General features: G+C 64.2%; 16 protein-coding genes and 1 tRNA gene. 7 read left to right on the top strand and 10 right to left on the bottom strand.

The features are described from left to right. Positions 1-109: 109 nt before the first annotated feature. Entirely contained in the window at positions 110-994 is an 885-nt protein-coding gene (locus MEMAR_RS04855; RefSeq protein ID WP_011843832.1) for a flavodoxin family protein, read from the top strand. A gap of 28 nt (positions 995-1,022) precedes the next feature. Further along, positions 1,023-1,367: a hypothetical protein gene (locus MEMAR_RS04850; RefSeq protein WP_011843831.1), complete on the top strand. Its 345-nt coding sequence runs from the start codon at positions 1,023-1,025 to the stop codon at positions 1,365-1,367. Here the strand turns inward: MEMAR_RS04850 and MEMAR_RS04845 are convergent. From MEMAR_RS04845 to MEMAR_RS04810, 8 genes are all read right to left on the bottom strand, one after another. Further along, a complete protein-coding gene (locus MEMAR_RS04845; RefSeq protein ID WP_011843830.1) occupies positions 1,364-1,945 on the bottom strand; it encodes a carbonic anhydrase in 582 nt (193 codons plus the stop codon). The two genes, MEMAR_RS04850 and MEMAR_RS04845, sit on opposite strands and share 4 nt — an antisense overlap. A gap of 333 nt (positions 1,946-2,278) precedes the next feature. After that, the gene (gene ilvD / locus MEMAR_RS04840; protein WP_011843829.1) at positions 2,279-3,922 is read right to left on the bottom strand and encodes a dihydroxy-acid dehydratase; all 1,644 of its coding nucleotides are present in this window, start codon (positions 3,920-3,922) and stop codon (positions 2,279-2,281) included. 572 nt (positions 3,923-4,494) lie between these two features. Continuing rightward, positions 4,495-5,232, bottom strand: coding sequence for a uroporphyrinogen-III C-methyltransferase (gene cobA / locus MEMAR_RS04835; RefSeq protein WP_011843828.1), 738 nt, complete (start codon positions 5,230-5,232; stop codon positions 4,495-4,497). Next, positions 5,229-6,113: a hydroxymethylbilane synthase gene (gene hemC / locus MEMAR_RS04830; protein WP_011843827.1), complete on the bottom strand. Its 885-nt coding sequence runs from the start codon at positions 6,111-6,113 to the stop codon at positions 5,229-5,231. Before hemC ends, cobA begins: the two co-directional genes overlap by 4 nt. Beyond that, complete coding sequence (hemL, locus tag MEMAR_RS04825; protein ID WP_011843826.1) at positions 6,098-7,345, bottom strand: glutamate-1-semialdehyde 2,1-aminomutase; 1,248 nt, start codon at positions 7,343-7,345, stop codon at positions 6,098-6,100. The genes hemC and hemL overlap by 16 nt, the downstream gene beginning before the upstream one ends. Continuing rightward, entirely contained in the window at positions 7,332-8,315 is a 984-nt protein-coding gene (hemB, locus tag MEMAR_RS04820; RefSeq protein WP_011843825.1) for a porphobilinogen synthase, read from the bottom strand. Before hemB ends, hemL begins: the two co-directional genes overlap by 14 nt. Then, positions 8,294-9,565 (bottom strand): glutamyl-tRNA reductase, encoded by a 1,272-nt coding sequence (hemA, locus tag MEMAR_RS04815; protein WP_011843824.1) that lies wholly within the window; start codon positions 9,563-9,565, stop codon positions 8,294-8,296. The genes hemB and hemA overlap by 22 nt, the downstream gene beginning before the upstream one ends. Further along, complete coding sequence (locus MEMAR_RS04810) at positions 9,558-10,172, bottom strand: precorrin-2 dehydrogenase/sirohydrochlorin ferrochelatase family protein (protein WP_245526654.1); 615 nt, start codon at positions 10,170-10,172, stop codon at positions 9,558-9,560. The genes hemA and MEMAR_RS04810 overlap by 8 nt, the downstream gene beginning before the upstream one ends. Before the next feature lie 164 nt (positions 10,173-10,336). On the opposite strand from MEMAR_RS04810, the gene MEMAR_RS04805 reads away from it, so the two are divergent. From MEMAR_RS04805 to MEMAR_RS04790, 4 genes are all read left to right on the top strand, one after another. Beyond that, a complete protein-coding gene (locus tag MEMAR_RS04805; RefSeq protein ID WP_011843822.1) occupies positions 10,337-11,272 on the top strand; it encodes a DUF7544 domain-containing protein in 936 nt (311 codons plus the stop codon). Between the two features lie 219 nt (positions 11,273-11,491). Next, positions 11,492-12,415, top strand: a complete 924-nt coding sequence (locus MEMAR_RS04800) for a DUF7544 domain-containing protein (protein WP_011843821.1) — start codon at positions 11,492-11,494, stop codon at positions 12,413-12,415. Positions 12,416-12,650: 235 nt separating this feature from the next. After that, on the top strand, positions 12,651-13,340 hold the full coding sequence (locus MEMAR_RS04795; protein WP_011843820.1) for a PrsW family intramembrane metalloprotease: 690 nt from the start codon (positions 12,651-12,653) through the stop codon (positions 13,338-13,340). A gap of 170 nt (positions 13,341-13,510) precedes the next feature. After that, positions 13,511-13,582: transfer RNA gene (locus tag MEMAR_RS04790), tRNA-Gly, on the top strand. A 194-nt stretch (positions 13,583-13,776) separates the two neighbouring features. Here MEMAR_RS04790 and fae read toward each other — a convergent pair. Further along, positions 13,777-14,280, bottom strand: a complete 504-nt coding sequence (gene fae / locus MEMAR_RS04785; protein WP_011843819.1) for a formaldehyde-activating enzyme — start codon at positions 14,278-14,280, stop codon at positions 13,777-13,779. 402 nt (positions 14,281-14,682) lie between these two features. Here fae and MEMAR_RS04780 point away from each other — a divergent pair, with 402 nt between their 5' ends. Continuing rightward, positions 14,683-15,786 (top strand): inositol-3-phosphate synthase, encoded by a 1,104-nt coding sequence (locus MEMAR_RS04780; protein ID WP_011843818.1) that lies wholly within the window; start codon positions 14,683-14,685, stop codon positions 15,784-15,786. An 11-nt stretch (positions 15,787-15,797) separates the two neighbouring features. Here MEMAR_RS04780 and MEMAR_RS04775 read toward each other — a convergent pair whose 3' ends face one another. Next, entirely contained in the window at positions 15,798-16,445 is a 648-nt protein-coding gene (locus tag MEMAR_RS04775; RefSeq protein WP_011843817.1) for a DUF2284 domain-containing protein, read from the bottom strand. Positions 16,446-16,554: the final 109 nt, after the last annotated feature.

Genomic DNA, 16,554 nt, shown 5'->3' with positions numbered 1-16,554 from the left:
CGGTAATGACGGATCGAACGCCCGCCCCCGCACTCCTGCAGAAAACCCGGAACAGCGGGGCTTCATCGACCCGAAATGTTGAAGGCGGCCGGGCGTGAGGTGACACGTAATGAGCGAGAGCGCGGCGGAGAAGATCCAGACCATCGAGACACCGGAAGGGACGTTCACGCTCAGGCTCGTCCGTGACGACCTGGGGAAGATCTATCCGGGCATGATCCGGTATACCGTCGACGTTCTCCACGGCACCGAGAGGGTCTACACCTACGCGATCAACACCTACGAGAGCGGACGCCGGAGCTCCCTCTTCGATACCCGGAAGGCGGCGGAGATCGTCTTTGCCCGGCTCGCGCACGACGTGGTGTCCCGCCCCCATCTCTACACCCGGCCAAGGGTCTTTACCCGCCCGCTGCCGGGCACCGGCACGGCCGACGTCGTCATCCTGCAGGGGAGCCCGCGCCGGTTCGGGAACTCCGCCAAGGTTGCGTCGTGGTGCGACGACGAGGCCACACGGGCCGGCCTCTCCTCACGGGTATTCTACCTGCAGGAGATGGATATCCGCCCGTGCATCGGCTGTTACGTCTGCTACGACCAGGGCTACTGCCCGGTCGAGGACGATATGCCCCCGATCATCCGGGCGCTCGAGGCCGCTTCCGTGGTCGTCGTCTGCACCCCGGTCTACACCGGCACCGTTCCGGCGGCTCTCAAGGCGGCGATCGACCGCTGCCAGTGGCTTCATGCCAGGGAAAAGGTTCTGGGGAAGGAAGTGCACGCCCGTGGTCTGCTCATCGCCGTCGCGGGACGGCGGGGGGCCGAACCGTTCATCTGCGTCACACACGTGGTCGACGCGTTCATGGAGAACCTGGGCATCCGTCCCGCCGCGCCGGTGCTGATCGGCGACCTCGATCGGGCAAGAGACGTGGAAACGATCGGCGGGGTTGAAGACGACGTCCGGGCGGCGCTCTCCGCGCTGCTTGCTCCCCGAGACGAAGAATAATATAGCATTCATCCCCCACCGATGATGCATGGCAGAAGTGACTGTTGAGATTGTTGGGTTTGCGGAATCCGAATGTGGACCGTTTCCCTGCGACGAGACGCGATCCTGCGGACTCGAGACCTGCTACCCGTCCAATAGCCTGATGGACGCCATCAGCGCCCTGCGCGACGAACTTCTCGCCGGGTACGGTGATACGGTCGAGGTGAAGACGACACTGATCGACGAGGAGGTGCCCGACTACGTGAGAGAGATCGTCGAGGAGCGCCACCCGCCCATCCCGATCATCCTGGTCAACGGCAGGCTCACGTCGATCGGGAGGATCTCGCTCGACCTGATAAAAGAAGAGATTGATTATGCGCTTGAAGAGTCTTAGAGTATCTTCTTCAACTCTCCGCTCGCAAGGTCGAAGTACAGGCCGTGAATCTGTATCCGTCCTTCTTTTTCCGCAGCCCTGACCGGCGGGTAGGTGCGGAGGTGCTCGATCTGCAGGGCGACGTTCTCGAGCTCGATGAGACGCAGCCGGTTCTTCTCTTCTTCGGGGTTCTTCGGCGCCTGGATCTTTGCGTCGACGCGGCGTTTCGCTTCCATCGCGTTGTTCAGCCAGAGCGGGACGTATGCATCCTTGCTCTCGTGGTCGAGCGCCTTTATGGCGCCGCAGTCGGAATGCCCGCAGACGACGATATCCCCGACCTTGAGATGATTGACCGCGTACTCGAGTACGGTCGCGAAGTTCCAGTCATGAACCGGGACGATGTTGCCGATGTTGCGCTGCACGAAGATCTGCCCGGCCTTCGCGCCGGTGATGCGCTCGGGATTCACCCGTGAGTCGGAGCACCCTATCCAGAGAACCTCGGGGTGCTGGCTTGACGCAAGCGGGCCGTAATGATCGGGATCTTTTCCGAAATCTTCTTCCAGGAAATGCTTGTTACCCTCAAGAAATCTGTCGATCATCTTTATGCTCCGTAAACGATATGGGCGACGGTCCTGGACGGATACGCCCGAAAAGTGGGTTACGCCCCGGGGTTTAAAAATATAGATCGTTGGAATTTCCGGAGAAAACGTGCGGCGATAAAGCGAGGGAAAAAGCGTTATCCAGCCCCCGGACGGAGTCCGGGGCACCCGAGCATTCCCGAACGCCGGTGCCCGGGTAGAGGCACGGAACGCCGGATGCGCCACAAAGTCCCGGGTAAACCCGCTTAACCGGGCTGGTTTGTTTAGAAGATGTTCCCCGCCGGGAGCCGCGATCCCGGCGGAGAGTATGCGCTCCCTCTCCCGGAGAAGGGGTTACCTCTGGACGGCGCCGAGGTTTGCCTGCTCGACGGTCTGCACGTAGCGGGCGAGCATACCGGTAAGCCGGCGTGCCGGCGGTTTCCAGGTCTTCCGCCGCTCCTCGAGGGTCGCTCTCTCCACGGCGAGATCGAGGCTTTTCGCGTAGAGGTCGATTACGATCTCGTCGCCGTCCTCCACGAGGGCGATCGGCCCGCCGACTGCGGCCTCTGGGGCGATGTGCCCGATGCACGGCCCCCGGGTGCCGCCCGAGAAGCGTCCGTCCGTCACCAGGGCGACCCGGGCGTAGCCAAGACCCATCAGCGCCGATGTCGGCGAGAGCATCTCGGGCATCCCGGGCCCTCCCCGCGGCCCCTCGTAGCGGATAACGAGGACGTCGCCTTCCGCGATCTCGCGGTGCAGGATCGCTTCCATCGCGGCACCTTCACCGTCGAAGACCCGTGCCGGCCCCCTGTGCCGCCACATCGCCTCCGGGACGGCGGCGCATTTGACGACGGCGCCGTCGGGGGCGAGCGATCCCCGCACGATCTTCAGGCCGCCGGCGGGGCTGACCGGGGCGTCGGTCGTCCTGATCACGTCCGGGTCGGCGACCCGCGCGCCTTTTGCGATCTCGAGGATCGAGCGGCCCGAGACCGTCGGGGCATCGTCGAGGTGACGCTCGAGCATCTTTAAGACCGCGGGGATGCCTCCCGCCCGGTAGAGGGCAAGCATCGAGTGCGGGCCCCCGGGCATCATGTGGCAGATGTGCGGGGTCACCTCGGCGACGGCGTTGAAGGCTTCGAGATCCAGGGGGACCGCCGCCTCCCGTGCGACGGCCATCAGGTGAAGAACGGTGTTCGACGACCCGCCGAGCGCCATATCCACCCTTATCGCGTTCGCGAGGCTTTTTGGGGTGACGAGATCCCGCGGGCGGACGCCCTCCCGGACAAGGCCGACCACCCGCTCCCCGCTCTCCCGGGCAATGCGGAGTTTTGCGGCGTCGACGGCAGGGATTGCCGCACATCCCGGAAGGGAGAGGCCCAGCGCCTCGGTCACGCACGCCATGGTGTTTGCGGTATAGAGCCCCTGGCAACTCCCGCACCCGGGCATCGCCGCGCACTCGAGCTCGCCGAGCTCCTCCTCGCTCATCGTGCCGGCGGCGACGCGACCCACACCCTCGAAGACATCGATGAGGGAGAGTTCGCGGCCCGCCGCATAGCCGGGGAGCATGGGGCCGCCGGTGACAACGATCGCCGGGATGTTGCACCGCACCGCCGCCATGAGCATGCCGGGAACGATCTTGTCGCAGGTGCAGACGCAGACCAGGCCGTCGAACCGGTGCGCCTCGACCATCAGTTCGACGGCGTCGGCAATGTTCTCCCGCGAGGGGAGGGAATACCGCATCCCTTCGTGCCCCATCGCGATCCCGTCGCAGATGCCGATGGTTCCGAACTCGAACGGTACGGCGCCCGCGGCCGCGACCCCCTCCTGCACCTTCTGCGAGATCGACCGGAGGTGGAGGTGCCCGGGGACGATGTTGTTGTACGCGTTCGCTATCCCGATGAAGGGCAGATCCATCTCACGGTCGGTGACGCCGAGCGACCGGAGCAACGCCCGGTTCGGAGCACGCTGGTAGCCTTTCTTAACCGTCTCACTCCGCATGGTAATCCTCGTATGAGAATAAACGCATGGGGAGAAAAGAGTATTCCGGTTGCGGGGGTGTGGTGCAGGGGGAGGAAGATTTTTTCCTGCAGGGTGGGGGCGGGTTTTTTGTCCATGGTAATGGAGCAGGTACTGGAGTTTAACGGGAATAGTATGGTCTCCGATAACATGAGCTCCGGCAGTGTAATTACGACCCCCTAACACAGAACTGTTGGACTCAGAGAGAGCCCCATGCACTGGACCGTGGGAGTATCGCCTTGGGGGAGGGGCTGACGGGGAGGGGGCATGCCCCCTCCCCTGTCTCAACTCTCAAAGATCTGTACTTCTCGTCACCCCACCCCACCCGCGCTTCGCGCTCCTCCCCCTTCCTGCGGGGCGGGGGCAGTGCGTGGCGATAGGCGATGTCCCGTGGGGACATCGCTGGAGAAGACCGAAGGTCTTGGACTGGCGACTGGCCGAAGGGCAGAAGCAGAAGAGAACACGAAGCATTTACAAGTGGCGATGGTGCGCAAAAATCCATTGTTCACTGAGCGTTCAAACTGTGCAAAAAAGAGGAGGATATGGAATCCGTTTCACCTCTCAAACCCCTCATACAGTTCCACAACCCCGCCGATGACGATCACTGCCGGGGGCCGGACGCCTGCGGTGCGGGCTTTATCGGCGATATCCGCAAGTGTCCCGACCGTCACGCGCTGGTCCGGCCGGAGCCCCCGCTCGATGATCGCGACCGGGGTTGCGGGGTCCTTGCCGTTCGCGGTGAGGGCCGCCGCGATGGCCGGGAGATTCTTTACGCCCATCAGGATGACGAGGGTCCCCTTCACCCGGGCCAGAACCTCCCAGTCGAGGGCGGACTCGGGTTTCGTGGGGTCTTCGTGGCCGGTGATGAACGTCGCCTGCGACGCATATTTCCGGTGGGTGACCGGGATGCCGACCATCTCCGGGACGGCGATGGCGCTCGTGACTCCCGGCACCACCTCGACGGCGATGCCGTGCTCCCGGAGGGTCTCGACCTCCTCTCCCCCGCGGCCGAAGAGGAAGGGGTCGCCGCCTTTCAGGCGCACGACCGTTTTGCCTGCCCTGACCCGCTCGACCATCAGCGCCTCGATCTCGTCCTGCTCGAGGGTGTGGCTGCCGCCGTACTTCCCGCAGTCGACGAGCTCGGCGTCCCGCGGGAGGGTTGCAAGGATCTCCTCGCCCGGGAGCTGGTCGTAGAGGATCACGTCCGCACTGTCGATCACCTCGCGGGCCCTTATCGTCATGAGGCCGAGCCCGCCCGGGCCGGACCCCACGAGATACGCTTTTCCTGTCATGGTTTTATCCCCAGTGCCGCATGAGCCTCACGAATCAGGGAGGCCGCCTGCACGCGCAGCGCCCGCCCCCACTCCCGGGCTTCGCCGACGGTCGCGACGTGCCGCTCGATCCGCTCCCACCGGGAGCCGTCGAGCGCAAGCACCTCGGCGATCAGGTTCCCGTTCCGGCAGTAGATCCCCTGCGGGGTGAAGCACCCGCCGCCGACCTCCTCCATGACGGCACGCTCGATCTCGACGTCGAGGCGGGTCGGCGCGTGGTCGAGCGCCGCGAAGGCGCCGGCGACGGCCGGGTCGTCCCGGCAGACGACTGCGATGGTTCCCTGGTTCGGGGACGGGACGAACCGGTCGGTGGGGAGGGGCTCTCCCGGCAGCGTGAGCCCGAGGCGCTGGAGGCCCGCCTCCGCGAGCACGATGGCGTCGTACTGCCCCTCGCGGAGCTTCCGTAACCGGGTATCGACGTTCCCGCGGAGCTGCTTCACCTCAAGCGCCGGGGCGTCGCGGAGGAGCTGGGCGCAGCGCCGGGTGCTCGACGACCCGATGACAGAGACCGCATCGAGGGGGCACTCGTGTACCAGGAAATCGGCGGGCGAGTCCCGCTCGAGCACCGCGCAGCAGACGAGCCCCGCCGGGCGGGCCGCGGGGATGTCTTTCATGCTGTGCACCGCGGCGTCGATCTCGCCGCGGAGGATCGCGTCGTCGAGTGCCCGGACGAAGACCCCCTGCCCCCCGATGGCGTGGAGCGGGACCCCGGTCGCGGTGTCGCCCTCGGTCGCGATCGTGACGACCTCCGCCTCGATGCCCCGGTCGGCGAGCATGCCGACCACCTTGTTCGTCTGCGCAAGCGCGAGAGCGCTTCCCCGTGTGCCTATGCGAAGAGACATGATCCGTATGCCTCCGCTATCTGTTTGATGTCCTGCGTTGTGTGTGCGGCCGAGAGGAAGTTCGTCTCGAACTGCGACGGCGGGAGGAAGATCCCGGCCTCGAGCATCGCCTTCCAGAACCGCGAGAATGCCTCTGTGTCGCACTCCTTGACCTCACGGTAGTCCCGCGGGGCCGCGTCCCGGAAGAAGTGCTTGAAGAGCGAGCCTATCCTGACGAATGTTCCCTTGCCCGCATCCGCGGCGGCCTCCCCGATCGCCCGCGTAGCGTCGTCGAGCCGCCGGTAGATCTCCGGGTGGTCGTGAAGGTGGCGGAGGGTCGCGTACCCCGCCGCGAGGCTTGCCGGGTTGCCGCTGAACGTGCCGGCCTGGTAGACGGGTCCTGCGGGAGCGACCAGTTCCATGATATCGCACCGCCCCCCAAACGCCCCGATGGGGAGGCCGCCGCCGATGATCTTGCCGAACGTGGCGAGATCCGGCTTTACATCGTAGAGCACCTCCGCGCCGCCGATCCCGGCCCGGTAGCCGGTGATCACCTCGTCGAGGATGAGGAGGACGTCGTGGGCGGCGGTGATCTCCCGGACGTCGGCGAGGTAGCCGTCATCGGGGAGGACCGGGCCGACGTTCCCCATGACCGGCTCGAGGATGAACGCGGCGACGTCGTCGTTTCCGGCGAGGAGGGCTTCCAGCGCCTCCGTATCGTTGTAGGGGACCTGCCGGGTGTGCGCCGTGAGATCTGCGAGGACGCCCGCAGAGTCGGGCACCCCGAGGGTCGTCGCCCCCGACCCGGCCTTGACGAGGACCGCGTCGTGGGCGCCGTGGAACCCGCCCTCGATCTTGATGATATCCTGCTTGCCCGTGTAGCCGCGGGCGAGCCGGATCGCGGCCATCGTCGCTTCGGAGCCCGACGAGACGAAACGGACCATCTCGACCGCAGGATGGTCGCCGGTGATGATGCCCGCAAGGTCGAGCTCGAGCGGCGTCGGTGTACCGTAGAGCCACCCCTTCTCGAGCTGGCGCTCGATCGCCTCCCGGACTTCCGGGTGGGCGTGCCCGAGGATGAGGGGGCCGTAGCCGAGGCAGCAGTCGATGAGGTCGGCACCGTCGACGGTTGTAAGGTGCGAACCCGCGGCGCGCTCCACGTAGAACGGATACGGCTTGATCGCCCGCACCGGGCTGCTGACCCCGCCCGGCATCAGGGTTTTTGCACGATTAAAGAGTTCACTGCTCTTCATCGAGCCACCTCGCCGCGTCTTCTGCAAAGTAGGTGATGATCAGGTCGGCCCCGGCACGCTTGATGGCGGTGAGGGTCTCGATGGCGACCGCCCGCTCGTCCAGCCACCCGCGTTCTGCGGCGGCCTTGATCATCGCGTACTCACCGCTGACCTGGTAGGCCGCGACCGGCAGTCCGAACCCCGTGACGGCCGCGAGGATGTCGAGGTAGGCCCCCGCGGGCTTGACCATCAGGATATCCGCCCCTTCGGCCATGTCGAGCTCCGACTCCATCACCGCCTCCCGTGCGTTGCCCGGGCAGATCTGGTAGGTCGTCCGGTCGCCGAAACTGAACCCCGAGTCCGCCGCGTCGCGGAACGGCCCGTAGAGAGCGCTCGCGAACTTCGAGGAGTAGGACATGATCAGGACGTCCTGGTATCCGGCGGCGTCGAGAGCCTGCCGGATCGCGCGAACCATCCCGTCGAGCATGCACGACGGCGCGACGATATCGGCGCCGCTCCGTGCGTGGGAGACGGCTATTTGCGCCATCAGTTCGAGCGAGGGGTCGTTTAGGAGGTCGGGGCCGTCGGCGGTCTCTCCCACGATGCCACAGTGGCCGTGGTCGGTGTACTCGCAGGCGCAGACGTCGGTGATGACGACGATCTCCGGCAACCGCTCCTTGATATTGCGGACGGCACGCTGGACGACGCCGTCCGCCGCGTAGGCTTCGGTCGCCTCGCCGTCCTTTGCGGCCGGAACCCCGAAGAGGAGCACCGCCCGGATGCCGGCAGCCCGGAGGCGCTCGCAATAGTCGGCGACGTCGTCCGTCGGGTGGCGGAACTGCCCCGGCATCGAGGCGACCGGAAGCGGTGCACTGATCGATTCGTCCACGAAGACCGGCGCAATGAGGTCGGTCTTTCGCAGTTCGGTTTCGCGGAGGAGCGGCTGGATAATCCGCCGCCGCATCCGTCTCATTCTTCGTTCTGGAAACATGGTTCTCCCCGGGTAATCGCCCTCATCAGGGCTTCTGCCGTTGTTATATCGCCGCACTCCGCACACGCACGGATTGCCGTCGTCACGTCCGAGAGGATTTTATTGGTGAGCGCATGCGTCAGGTCGTCAATGACCTCCGCCGTGCGGTCGTCCCTCTCCCTCAGGCGTGCGAGCGCCCGGTCGCGTTCACGCGCCCGGATCGACTCCGCCCAGGTGTAGAGGAGTGCGAGCGTCTCGTCGGCCGCCGCCCGGCGGAGGAGCCGGACGAAGTGTTCGGCCTCCTCGTCGATGATCCCCCGTGCGCGATCCGCCTCGCTCCTCCGGGACTCCATGGTTGCGTCGTTGACGTTTCTGAGGTCGTCGATGGTGAAGAGGTGCACGCCTTCGATCGACCGCACCCCTTCCTCGACATCGCGGGGCTGGGCGATGTCGATGAGGATCAGGTGGCGGGGGTGAGTATCGAGCGGCCAGAGTCGCTCCTCCATCACCGCCCGGATATCCTCCGTCCGGATGACCGGGTGCGGTGCGGCGGTGCAGGAGATGACGACGTCGGAGAGCGCGATGTAACGGTAGAGATCCTTGAAATTGACCGCGCGTCCACCGATCTTATCCGCGAGCATCACGGCGCGCTCATAGGTCCTGTTGGCGACGTAGATGGCCGTGAGACCCCTGGCGGCGAGCGCCTGCGCCACCAGAACGCCCATCTCCCCGCTCCCGACGACCAGAATGTGCCGGTCGCGCAGGGTGCCGAGGAGGTTCTCCGCGAGCGTCACGGCTGCGGAGCCGACCGAGACCGCTCCCCGGTTGATCTGCGTCTGGCGCCGGACACGGACTCCCGCGTGCACTGCCTTCTTGATGCAAAGCCCGATGGCGCTACAGCAGGTTCCTGCCTCCTCCGCGGCCGCGAGCGCCTGCTTGAGCTGCCCGAGGATCTGGTCTTCCCCGACGATCAGCGAGTCGATGCCTGCGGCCAGTTCCAGGAGGTGGCGGGGCACGGCCTCGCCCTCGATGACCGTAAAGCCGTGCCTGCCCTTCTCCTGCAGGAACCCTTCAAGACTCCGTGCGTCGCCCTGCACCAGCACCTCGATGCGGTTGCAGGTCTGGAGCAGGAGCACGCCCCGGAACCGTTCCCGCGCCTCATGGAGGAACGCCGCCTCGTCGGGGAACCGGAACGCCTCGAGCGTGGCGATGTCCGCGGCGTGGTGGCTGATCCCCGCAAGCGCGAGGGGGATGGTGAACAGTTCAGGCATGCAGGTACCTCTCGATCGCCAGTGCGCGTGCCCGGCCGTAATCGGTGGCGAGCGCTGCCCGGATCTCGTCGTCCAAGAGGATCTTCCAGAGGATGCGGGACCGCTGTGCCTGCGCCGGTTCGGTCTCCCGGAGCATCGAGCGGACCTCCTCCTGCAGTTCGATCATCTTATCGAGGTCTGCGTAATCCGCCTCGAGCCTCGTACGGAGGTACCGCGATACGGCGGGGCTCTTTCCGTGGGTGCTGATCGCGACCAGATAGCGGCTGCCCCGGACGACCGAAGGGATGATGACGTCGCCGGGCTCGCCGGCGGCGTTGTTGAAGAGAACGCCGGCCTCGGCGCACAGCCTCCCGATACGGTCGTTGAGGCTCGGGTCCGGCGTCGCGGCTACCGCGAGGAACGCACCTGCGAGGAGAAACCCGAGCGCCTCGTCCGAAAGATCCGAAAGATCGGCTTCCTGCCGCCGGACCGTGAGACCGTCGAGATCCGGCGAGAACGAACGGCTGATCACCGTCACCTCCGCCTCATGCTCAAAGAACGCAGCCTTTCGGGCACCGACACCGCCTCCGCCGAATATGAGCACCCTCCTGCCCGTCAGGTCAAGCATGAGAGGGATCATTCGTTCTATATGTGGTGAACGGACTACATTAAGGTGTTGAAAAACCGGTTTCCTCAAAAACCCGTGAGCGTACAGCGCCCGGCCGGGGACCTGAAACAGATCCGGCGAAAGAAGGTTTTAATGAGACGGAGATCATCTTCTACGTGAGAGATATGGCTGAAGATACGTATGCATTCAGCAGACTGGATGGTGCCTTCCAGCGCACCAAAAGCCTGCTCTGGCCCATAAAATGGGGCGTCTGGCTCCGCCTGGCCCTGATTGCGCTCTTCGTGGGAGGGGGCGTAAGTATCCCGAACACCTCCGGGTATGACTTCGGAGAGGGCGACCTCCCCCCCGGCTTCGCGGAGTCCCTCCCCGATATCGCGCCGCTCATTGTAGCGTTCGTCCTCGTCGTGCTTGCGATCGCTCTCATCTGGTGGATCATCGGCACGGTGTTGCAGTTCGTCTTCGTCGACATGTTGCGGGCGGGTGACATCCACATCAGGCCCTTCTTCGGAGAGCGGCTCGGAAAAGGAGTGCGGCTCTTCCTCTTCCAGGTCGCCCTCACGCTGATCCTGATCCTCGCCATGATGGCGTTCATCCTCATGCTTATCGGTATCGGGGGGGCGGGTATCGGCGGTGCTGCACTCATCCTCGTGTTCATCCCGATCATCCTGGTCGCGGCCCTCCTCTTCGGGATCGTCTTCCTCCTGACCACCGACTTCGTCGTCCCGATCATGATCCATGAAGACTGCGGGGTCATCGAGGGGTGGCGGCGGCTTTTCGCGACGATTTCCGGCCAGTACTGGCAGATCGTCGTCTACATCGTCACCAGGCTCGTGCTTGGCCTCGTCGCCGCGATCGCGCAGGCGGTCGTGATCATCCTCGCACTGCTGATCATCGCGATACCCTTCGTGCTCGTCGGGATCGTGCTCCTCGCCGCAATCCAGGCGAACATCGTGCTGCTCCTCGCGCTCCTGATCCCCTACCTCGTCATCGCCATCCCGGTCGCGCTCCTGATCGCGGTGCCGTTCGTCACGTTCTTCCGGTACTACGGGCTGCTGGTGCTCGAGGGGCTCGCTCCGGAGTACCGTCTCCTCCCCGAATAACTTTTTTTTGCAAACGGTGCTCTCCCCGGGAGACGCGGTCACCGAGCCGCAGATGATCCCGACGCCGGTGACGGAGATAATGCAGTGAACGGGCTGCAATGCGATGTTGAAAAATCTATTTGCCCGAAAAATCGCGGGCATATGCCCGGACTAGGGAAAGGAGCCAGCCAGTTAAAAAGAAGGTTTCAAGAGCAGTGAGATCCTTTTCTCCGCTATAGTATGCCTGAAGAGATGTATGCCCTCAGCAGGCTGGATGAAACCTTCGACCGTACGAAATCGCTGCTCTGGCCGCCTCTACGAGGGGTCTGGCTTCGCCTGACGGTGATTGCACTCTTCGTAGGAGGCAGCCTCGATCTACTGAGCAACTTTGACCCATACCTCGTGGTTTCTTTTGTACTCGGTTCGATCATATCCGTCATGCCCCCGATCGTCGCCGTCGCACTGGTGGGGATCGCCCTCCTCTGGTGGATCATCGGCACGGTGTTGCAGTTCGTCTTCGTCGATATGCTCTCGACCGGAGACATCCGGATCAGGCGCTTCTTTCGGGAGCGGCTCGGAAAAGGGGTGCGGCTCTTCCTCTTCCAGGTCGCCCTCACGCTGCTCCCGGCCCTCGCCGGTACAGCGTTCCTTGTCGCGCTCCTCGGTTTCGGGAGGGGGGGCGGCAGTGTTCCGTCGATCCCGTTCTACGTGTTCATTCCGGTCATGATGGGGGTAACCTTCCTTTTCAGGATCATCCTCCTCCTGACCACTGACTTCGTCGTCCCGATCATGATCCGTGAAGATTGCGGGGCCATCAAGGGCTGGAAACGGATGATCGGGATGATCTCGGCAAAATTCTTGCAGATCGTCGTCTATGTCGTCGGCAGGCTCACGCTGGGCTTCATCGCCGGGATCGTCTGCACGATTCTCATCGCCCTCGCGCTGGTGGTCACCGCGATACCCTTCGTCCTCATTGGGACAGCCATGTTCGGCCCATTCCAGACCGGAAACTACATGTCGTTCCTCCCTCTCCTCGTCCCCTACCTCATCATCGCCATCCCGGTCGTGCTCCTGATCATGGTGCCGTTCGTCACCTTCTTCCGGTACTACGGGCTGCTGGTGCTCGAGGGGCTCGCCCCGGAGTACCGCCTTCTCCCCGAATAACCCTTTTTTTGATGGAGCACTGAAAAGGAGAAAACCGAGTGCCTGATAACCGGGCAGGAGAACATCCCGGCATGGAGCGCCAGTGAGGAGCGCGAAGCTCGGGTGGTGGGAGATCCAGCCTCCCGCCGCGCCAGGGAACAGTAGCCTTACGATCCTCCTCTCAAAGGAGGTATTGCTCGGCAATCCTCGTGGACGGAAAGACTCTTCCTCTCCGAAACCATGAACCCCGATCAGCATGGTCGTCGAGCCGCTGGTAATCCTTGCCCTGGCGCTGGCGCCGGGGGTGTTCTGGGCGTGGTACTTCTACCGCAGGGACAAATTCGAGCCCGAACCAAAGGCGCTGATCGTGAAGATCTTCCTCCTCGGCGTCCTCGTCACGTTCCCCGTCGCCTTCGTCGAAGGCTTCTTCGGCCTCTTCATCGTATCCCCGCTGATCATGGGCGCCGTCATCGCGCCCATCGTCGAGGAGTACGGCAAGTTTGCGGTTGTGCGCCGGTTCGCCTATCCAAACACCGAGTTCGACGAACCGATGGACGGCATCGTCTACGCCGCCGCCGCCGCCCTCGGTCTCGCAACGCTCGAAAACATCCTTTACGTCTTTACGGCATACCTGACGTCGCCGGCGCTCGCCCTCGGCACGATCGCCGTCCGCGCGATCTTCTCGGTTCCGGGGCACGCGCTCTTTGCCGGCGTATGGGGCTACGCCCTCGGCCGGGCCAAGTTCACAGCCGCCGAACGCCGGCCGACGATCGTCCTTCAGGGACTTCTGCTCGGGATGGTGCTGCACGGCATCTTCAACTTCCTGCTCTTCTCCGCCGAGATCTTCGCCTACGCCATGGCCGTCTTCATCCTGGTCCTGACGCCGGGGCTCTGGATCCTTGCGAACCGAAACATCAGGCGGGCGCTCGACCACGGACACCGGTAGGTGCGCGGGGGCGGTGCGGCCGGCCCCCGCAGGGCCAACCGTTAGACCGGAAACGCCGTCCATCATGCGATCCTGCAGGGGCGGCACCGCCCGATCCGGGCCGCGCTTCGATAGGCTTATTAGCCTGAAAAACTCATGTTGTAAGGCACACAGTGCGAAAGCACGGACGTGCGCCGATAGTGTAGTGGTTATCACTAGGCGTTGCCAACGCCTAAACCCGGGTTCGAGTCCCGGTCGGCGCATCAGGAACTCCGGTTCGACTTTTTCTTCCAATTCCCTCCTGTAAGAGCATAGCGCCTTTTCCGCATCCCTCATCGGCAGCGTGATCCTTCACATGCAAAAAGAGACATCTTAAGGAGCGACGGAACGCATCGCGCCCAATCAATTCGGGGCATTCGGCTACGCCCCCACGCTCCTGCCGGTGCACGCCGGCAGTTCACGCGAAGGGATGCTTTGCAGTATCTTTCTGTGCAAGCACCTCGGCAACCGCCGGTTCACCCCTGACAGCCCGGCGGATGGCGGTCTTCGTCGCCTCGTAGTTCCAGTCGTGGATCTTCTTCTTGTCCGCTGCGTCCCACTCGATGAAGATCGATGCTATGATCAGCAGGTTATCAGCCTCCGCCTCCGGGATGACGCCCTCCGCAACGCTGTCCACCACGGCCTTCGCGACGGCGGCCTGGGCCGGGCCGAAGATCAGGAGAGCCTGATCCGCATTCTTGATGGTGACCTTATTGACCATCAGCGTCGGGGGCTTCGCCGGAATGTTCGGGGTGAGCACGGCAAGGAGCGGCGTGTGCCCCCGTGCAGGCGATGCAAGCGCCGTGACGAATGCCTGCTCCACGCTGCTCCCCTTCTTCCCGATGACCAGATCGACGTGGGCAACCTCCGGCCCTTCGCCGACGAGCGCTTCTCCGATGAGTGCATGTTCGAAATAAACCATAATCCAATACCTCCAGGATCTGGATTATGCCGGTATGGATGTGTGGGAGTAATAAAACGTTACGGAGAGTGGGGCCTGCCGCAGGCGGGAACAGCGAGCGGTCGTTTGGCATGCTACGGCCCAAGTATCCGCCCGTTCGAAATAGCCTGCTCTTCGGAGCGGACTTGCCCGTATGCGGCCGCCGGAACTGCAGCTGCGACCCCGCAGAGGACCCCGATACTCCGGTCCGGTGCTGCCGGGCATGGACCCCCGGCGCTTCCCGAACCATACCCTTATATTTCCCGCTCCGTATTATAGTCGAAAACGCAACTCGGAGAGGGTTGCGTCGTCTCAATCTGCGCATGACGCGTCCGTCGAGAGAGGGCGCGCCAGGCAGCATACCGGATCTATCGGGGGACTGTCGTGGACTCGATCAGGATTGCAATCGTGGGCGTCGGGAACTGTGCCAGTTCACTGCTTCAGGGGATCGAATACTACCGGGGGAAGAGCGAGAAGGACGCAATCGGGCTGATGCACTGGGACCTCTGCGGTTACCGGCCGTCCGACATCGAGGTGGCTGCGGCGTTCGATATCGATGCGAGGAAGGTCGGAAAGGACGTCTCCGAAGCGATGTTCGCCCCCCCGAACTGCACCACGGCCTTCTGCCCAAAGATGCCGGGAACCGGTGTCGCCGTCCGTATGGGGCGGGTGCTGGATGGCTTTCCCGCGCATATGCAGGGTTATCGGGAGGAGTGCCGGTTCGTGCTCGCCGACGAGGAGGAAGCGTCGCGCGAGGACGTCGTCCGGGTGCTCGAGGAATCTGGCGCCGAGATACTGCTCAACTACCTCCCCGTGGGCTCCGAGGAGGCCGCACGGTTCTATGCCGATTGTGCGCTGGAGGCGGGCGTCGGCCTCGTCAACAACATGCCGGTCTTCATCGCGAGCGATCCGGCCTGGGCGGCAAGGTTTCGCGAACGCGGCCTTCCGGTCGTCGGCGACGACGTCAAGGCCCAGCTCGGGGCGACGATCACCCACCGGGTCCTCGCGAACCTCTTCCGGCAGCGAGGAGTGAGGCTCGACCGGACCTACCAGTTGAACACCGGCGGCAACACCGACTTTTTGAACATGCTCAACCGCGACCGCCTCGCCTCGAAGAGGACGTCGAAGACCGAAGCGGTGCAATCGGTCCTCGAAGTGCCTCTCGACGACGATAACATCCACATCGGCCCAAGCGACTACGTCTGCTGGCAGAAGGATAACAAGGTCTGCTTTCTCAGAATGGAAGGACGGCTGTTCGGGGACGTTCCCATGCAGATCGAACTCCGCCTCTCCGTCGAGGACTCGCCCAACTCCGCGGGGATCGTCATCGATGCCATCCGGTGCTGCAGGCTCGCTCTCGACCGGGGCATCGGCGGCCCGCTCATATCACCGTCCGCCTACTTCATGAAGCACCCTCCGGTGCAATTCCGGGACGACGACGCCTGGCGCATGACCGAGGAGTTCATCCGGGGCGCCCGGGACGACTGAAGGCCGGTACGTTACTCGATGAGGACGAGCCCTATCGAGGTGATCTTGCCGTGCTCGATCTTCCCGTACTCGAGGTCGCGGCAGGGGACGACGTGCAGATCCCATCCGGCCTTCCGGGCGGTGGAGAAGACGTCGATTCCGGCCCCCTCCATCGTCGGGCGGACGAGATCCATATGCCGGCAGAGCCTGCGGATGCTCTCGTCGACGACCCCTTCGTGCTCCTCGGCGACGCAGTGCAGGTGTTCGCAGTAGATGCAGGGGTATCCCCCGAACCCGAAGGCCTTCGGGAAATCGTCGTAGAACGCCGTCTTCTCGAGGAGGTGCACCGTCGAGTTCACCCAGAGGATGAGGTCGCGGAAGAACGGGTGGAAGTCGAGCGGTATCTCGTCGGGTTTGAGGCCGGGATGCCCGGGGATGCCCTCGAACCGCAGAAGGAGAGCGGTGCTGTACTCGCCGAGCAGCCGCCCGGTCTCGGCGGGGGTGGGGGCGTAGGGCGGGCAGGACATGTGCTTCCCGTAACCCTGGCACCCGAACCGGCACTTGAACCGCACCCATTCCGCGACGACGACGTCATGGGCCGCTATCCGCCGCGCTTCCGCGCCCCGCTCCCGTGCAAGGGAGGAGAGTTTCCCGATCTCCTCTTCAAGTTCGCTTCTCATCGCCTTTGCCTCGATGAGGGGTGTCTATCCGGGTATTTATGGGTAGCGCGGGGGAGAGGGGGTTCCGGCGGGGTGTATGGTGGATGGGTAGGAAGTGACCGGAAGCATG

The organism is Methanoculleus marisnigri JR1 (genome assembly GCF_000015825.1).
Classification (GTDB): Archaea; Halobacteriota; Methanomicrobia; order Methanomicrobiales; family Methanoculleaceae; genus Methanoculleus; species Methanoculleus marisnigri.
Note: the sequence above shows the minus strand (reverse complement) of the source record. Positions and strands in the feature narration are given on the sequence as shown.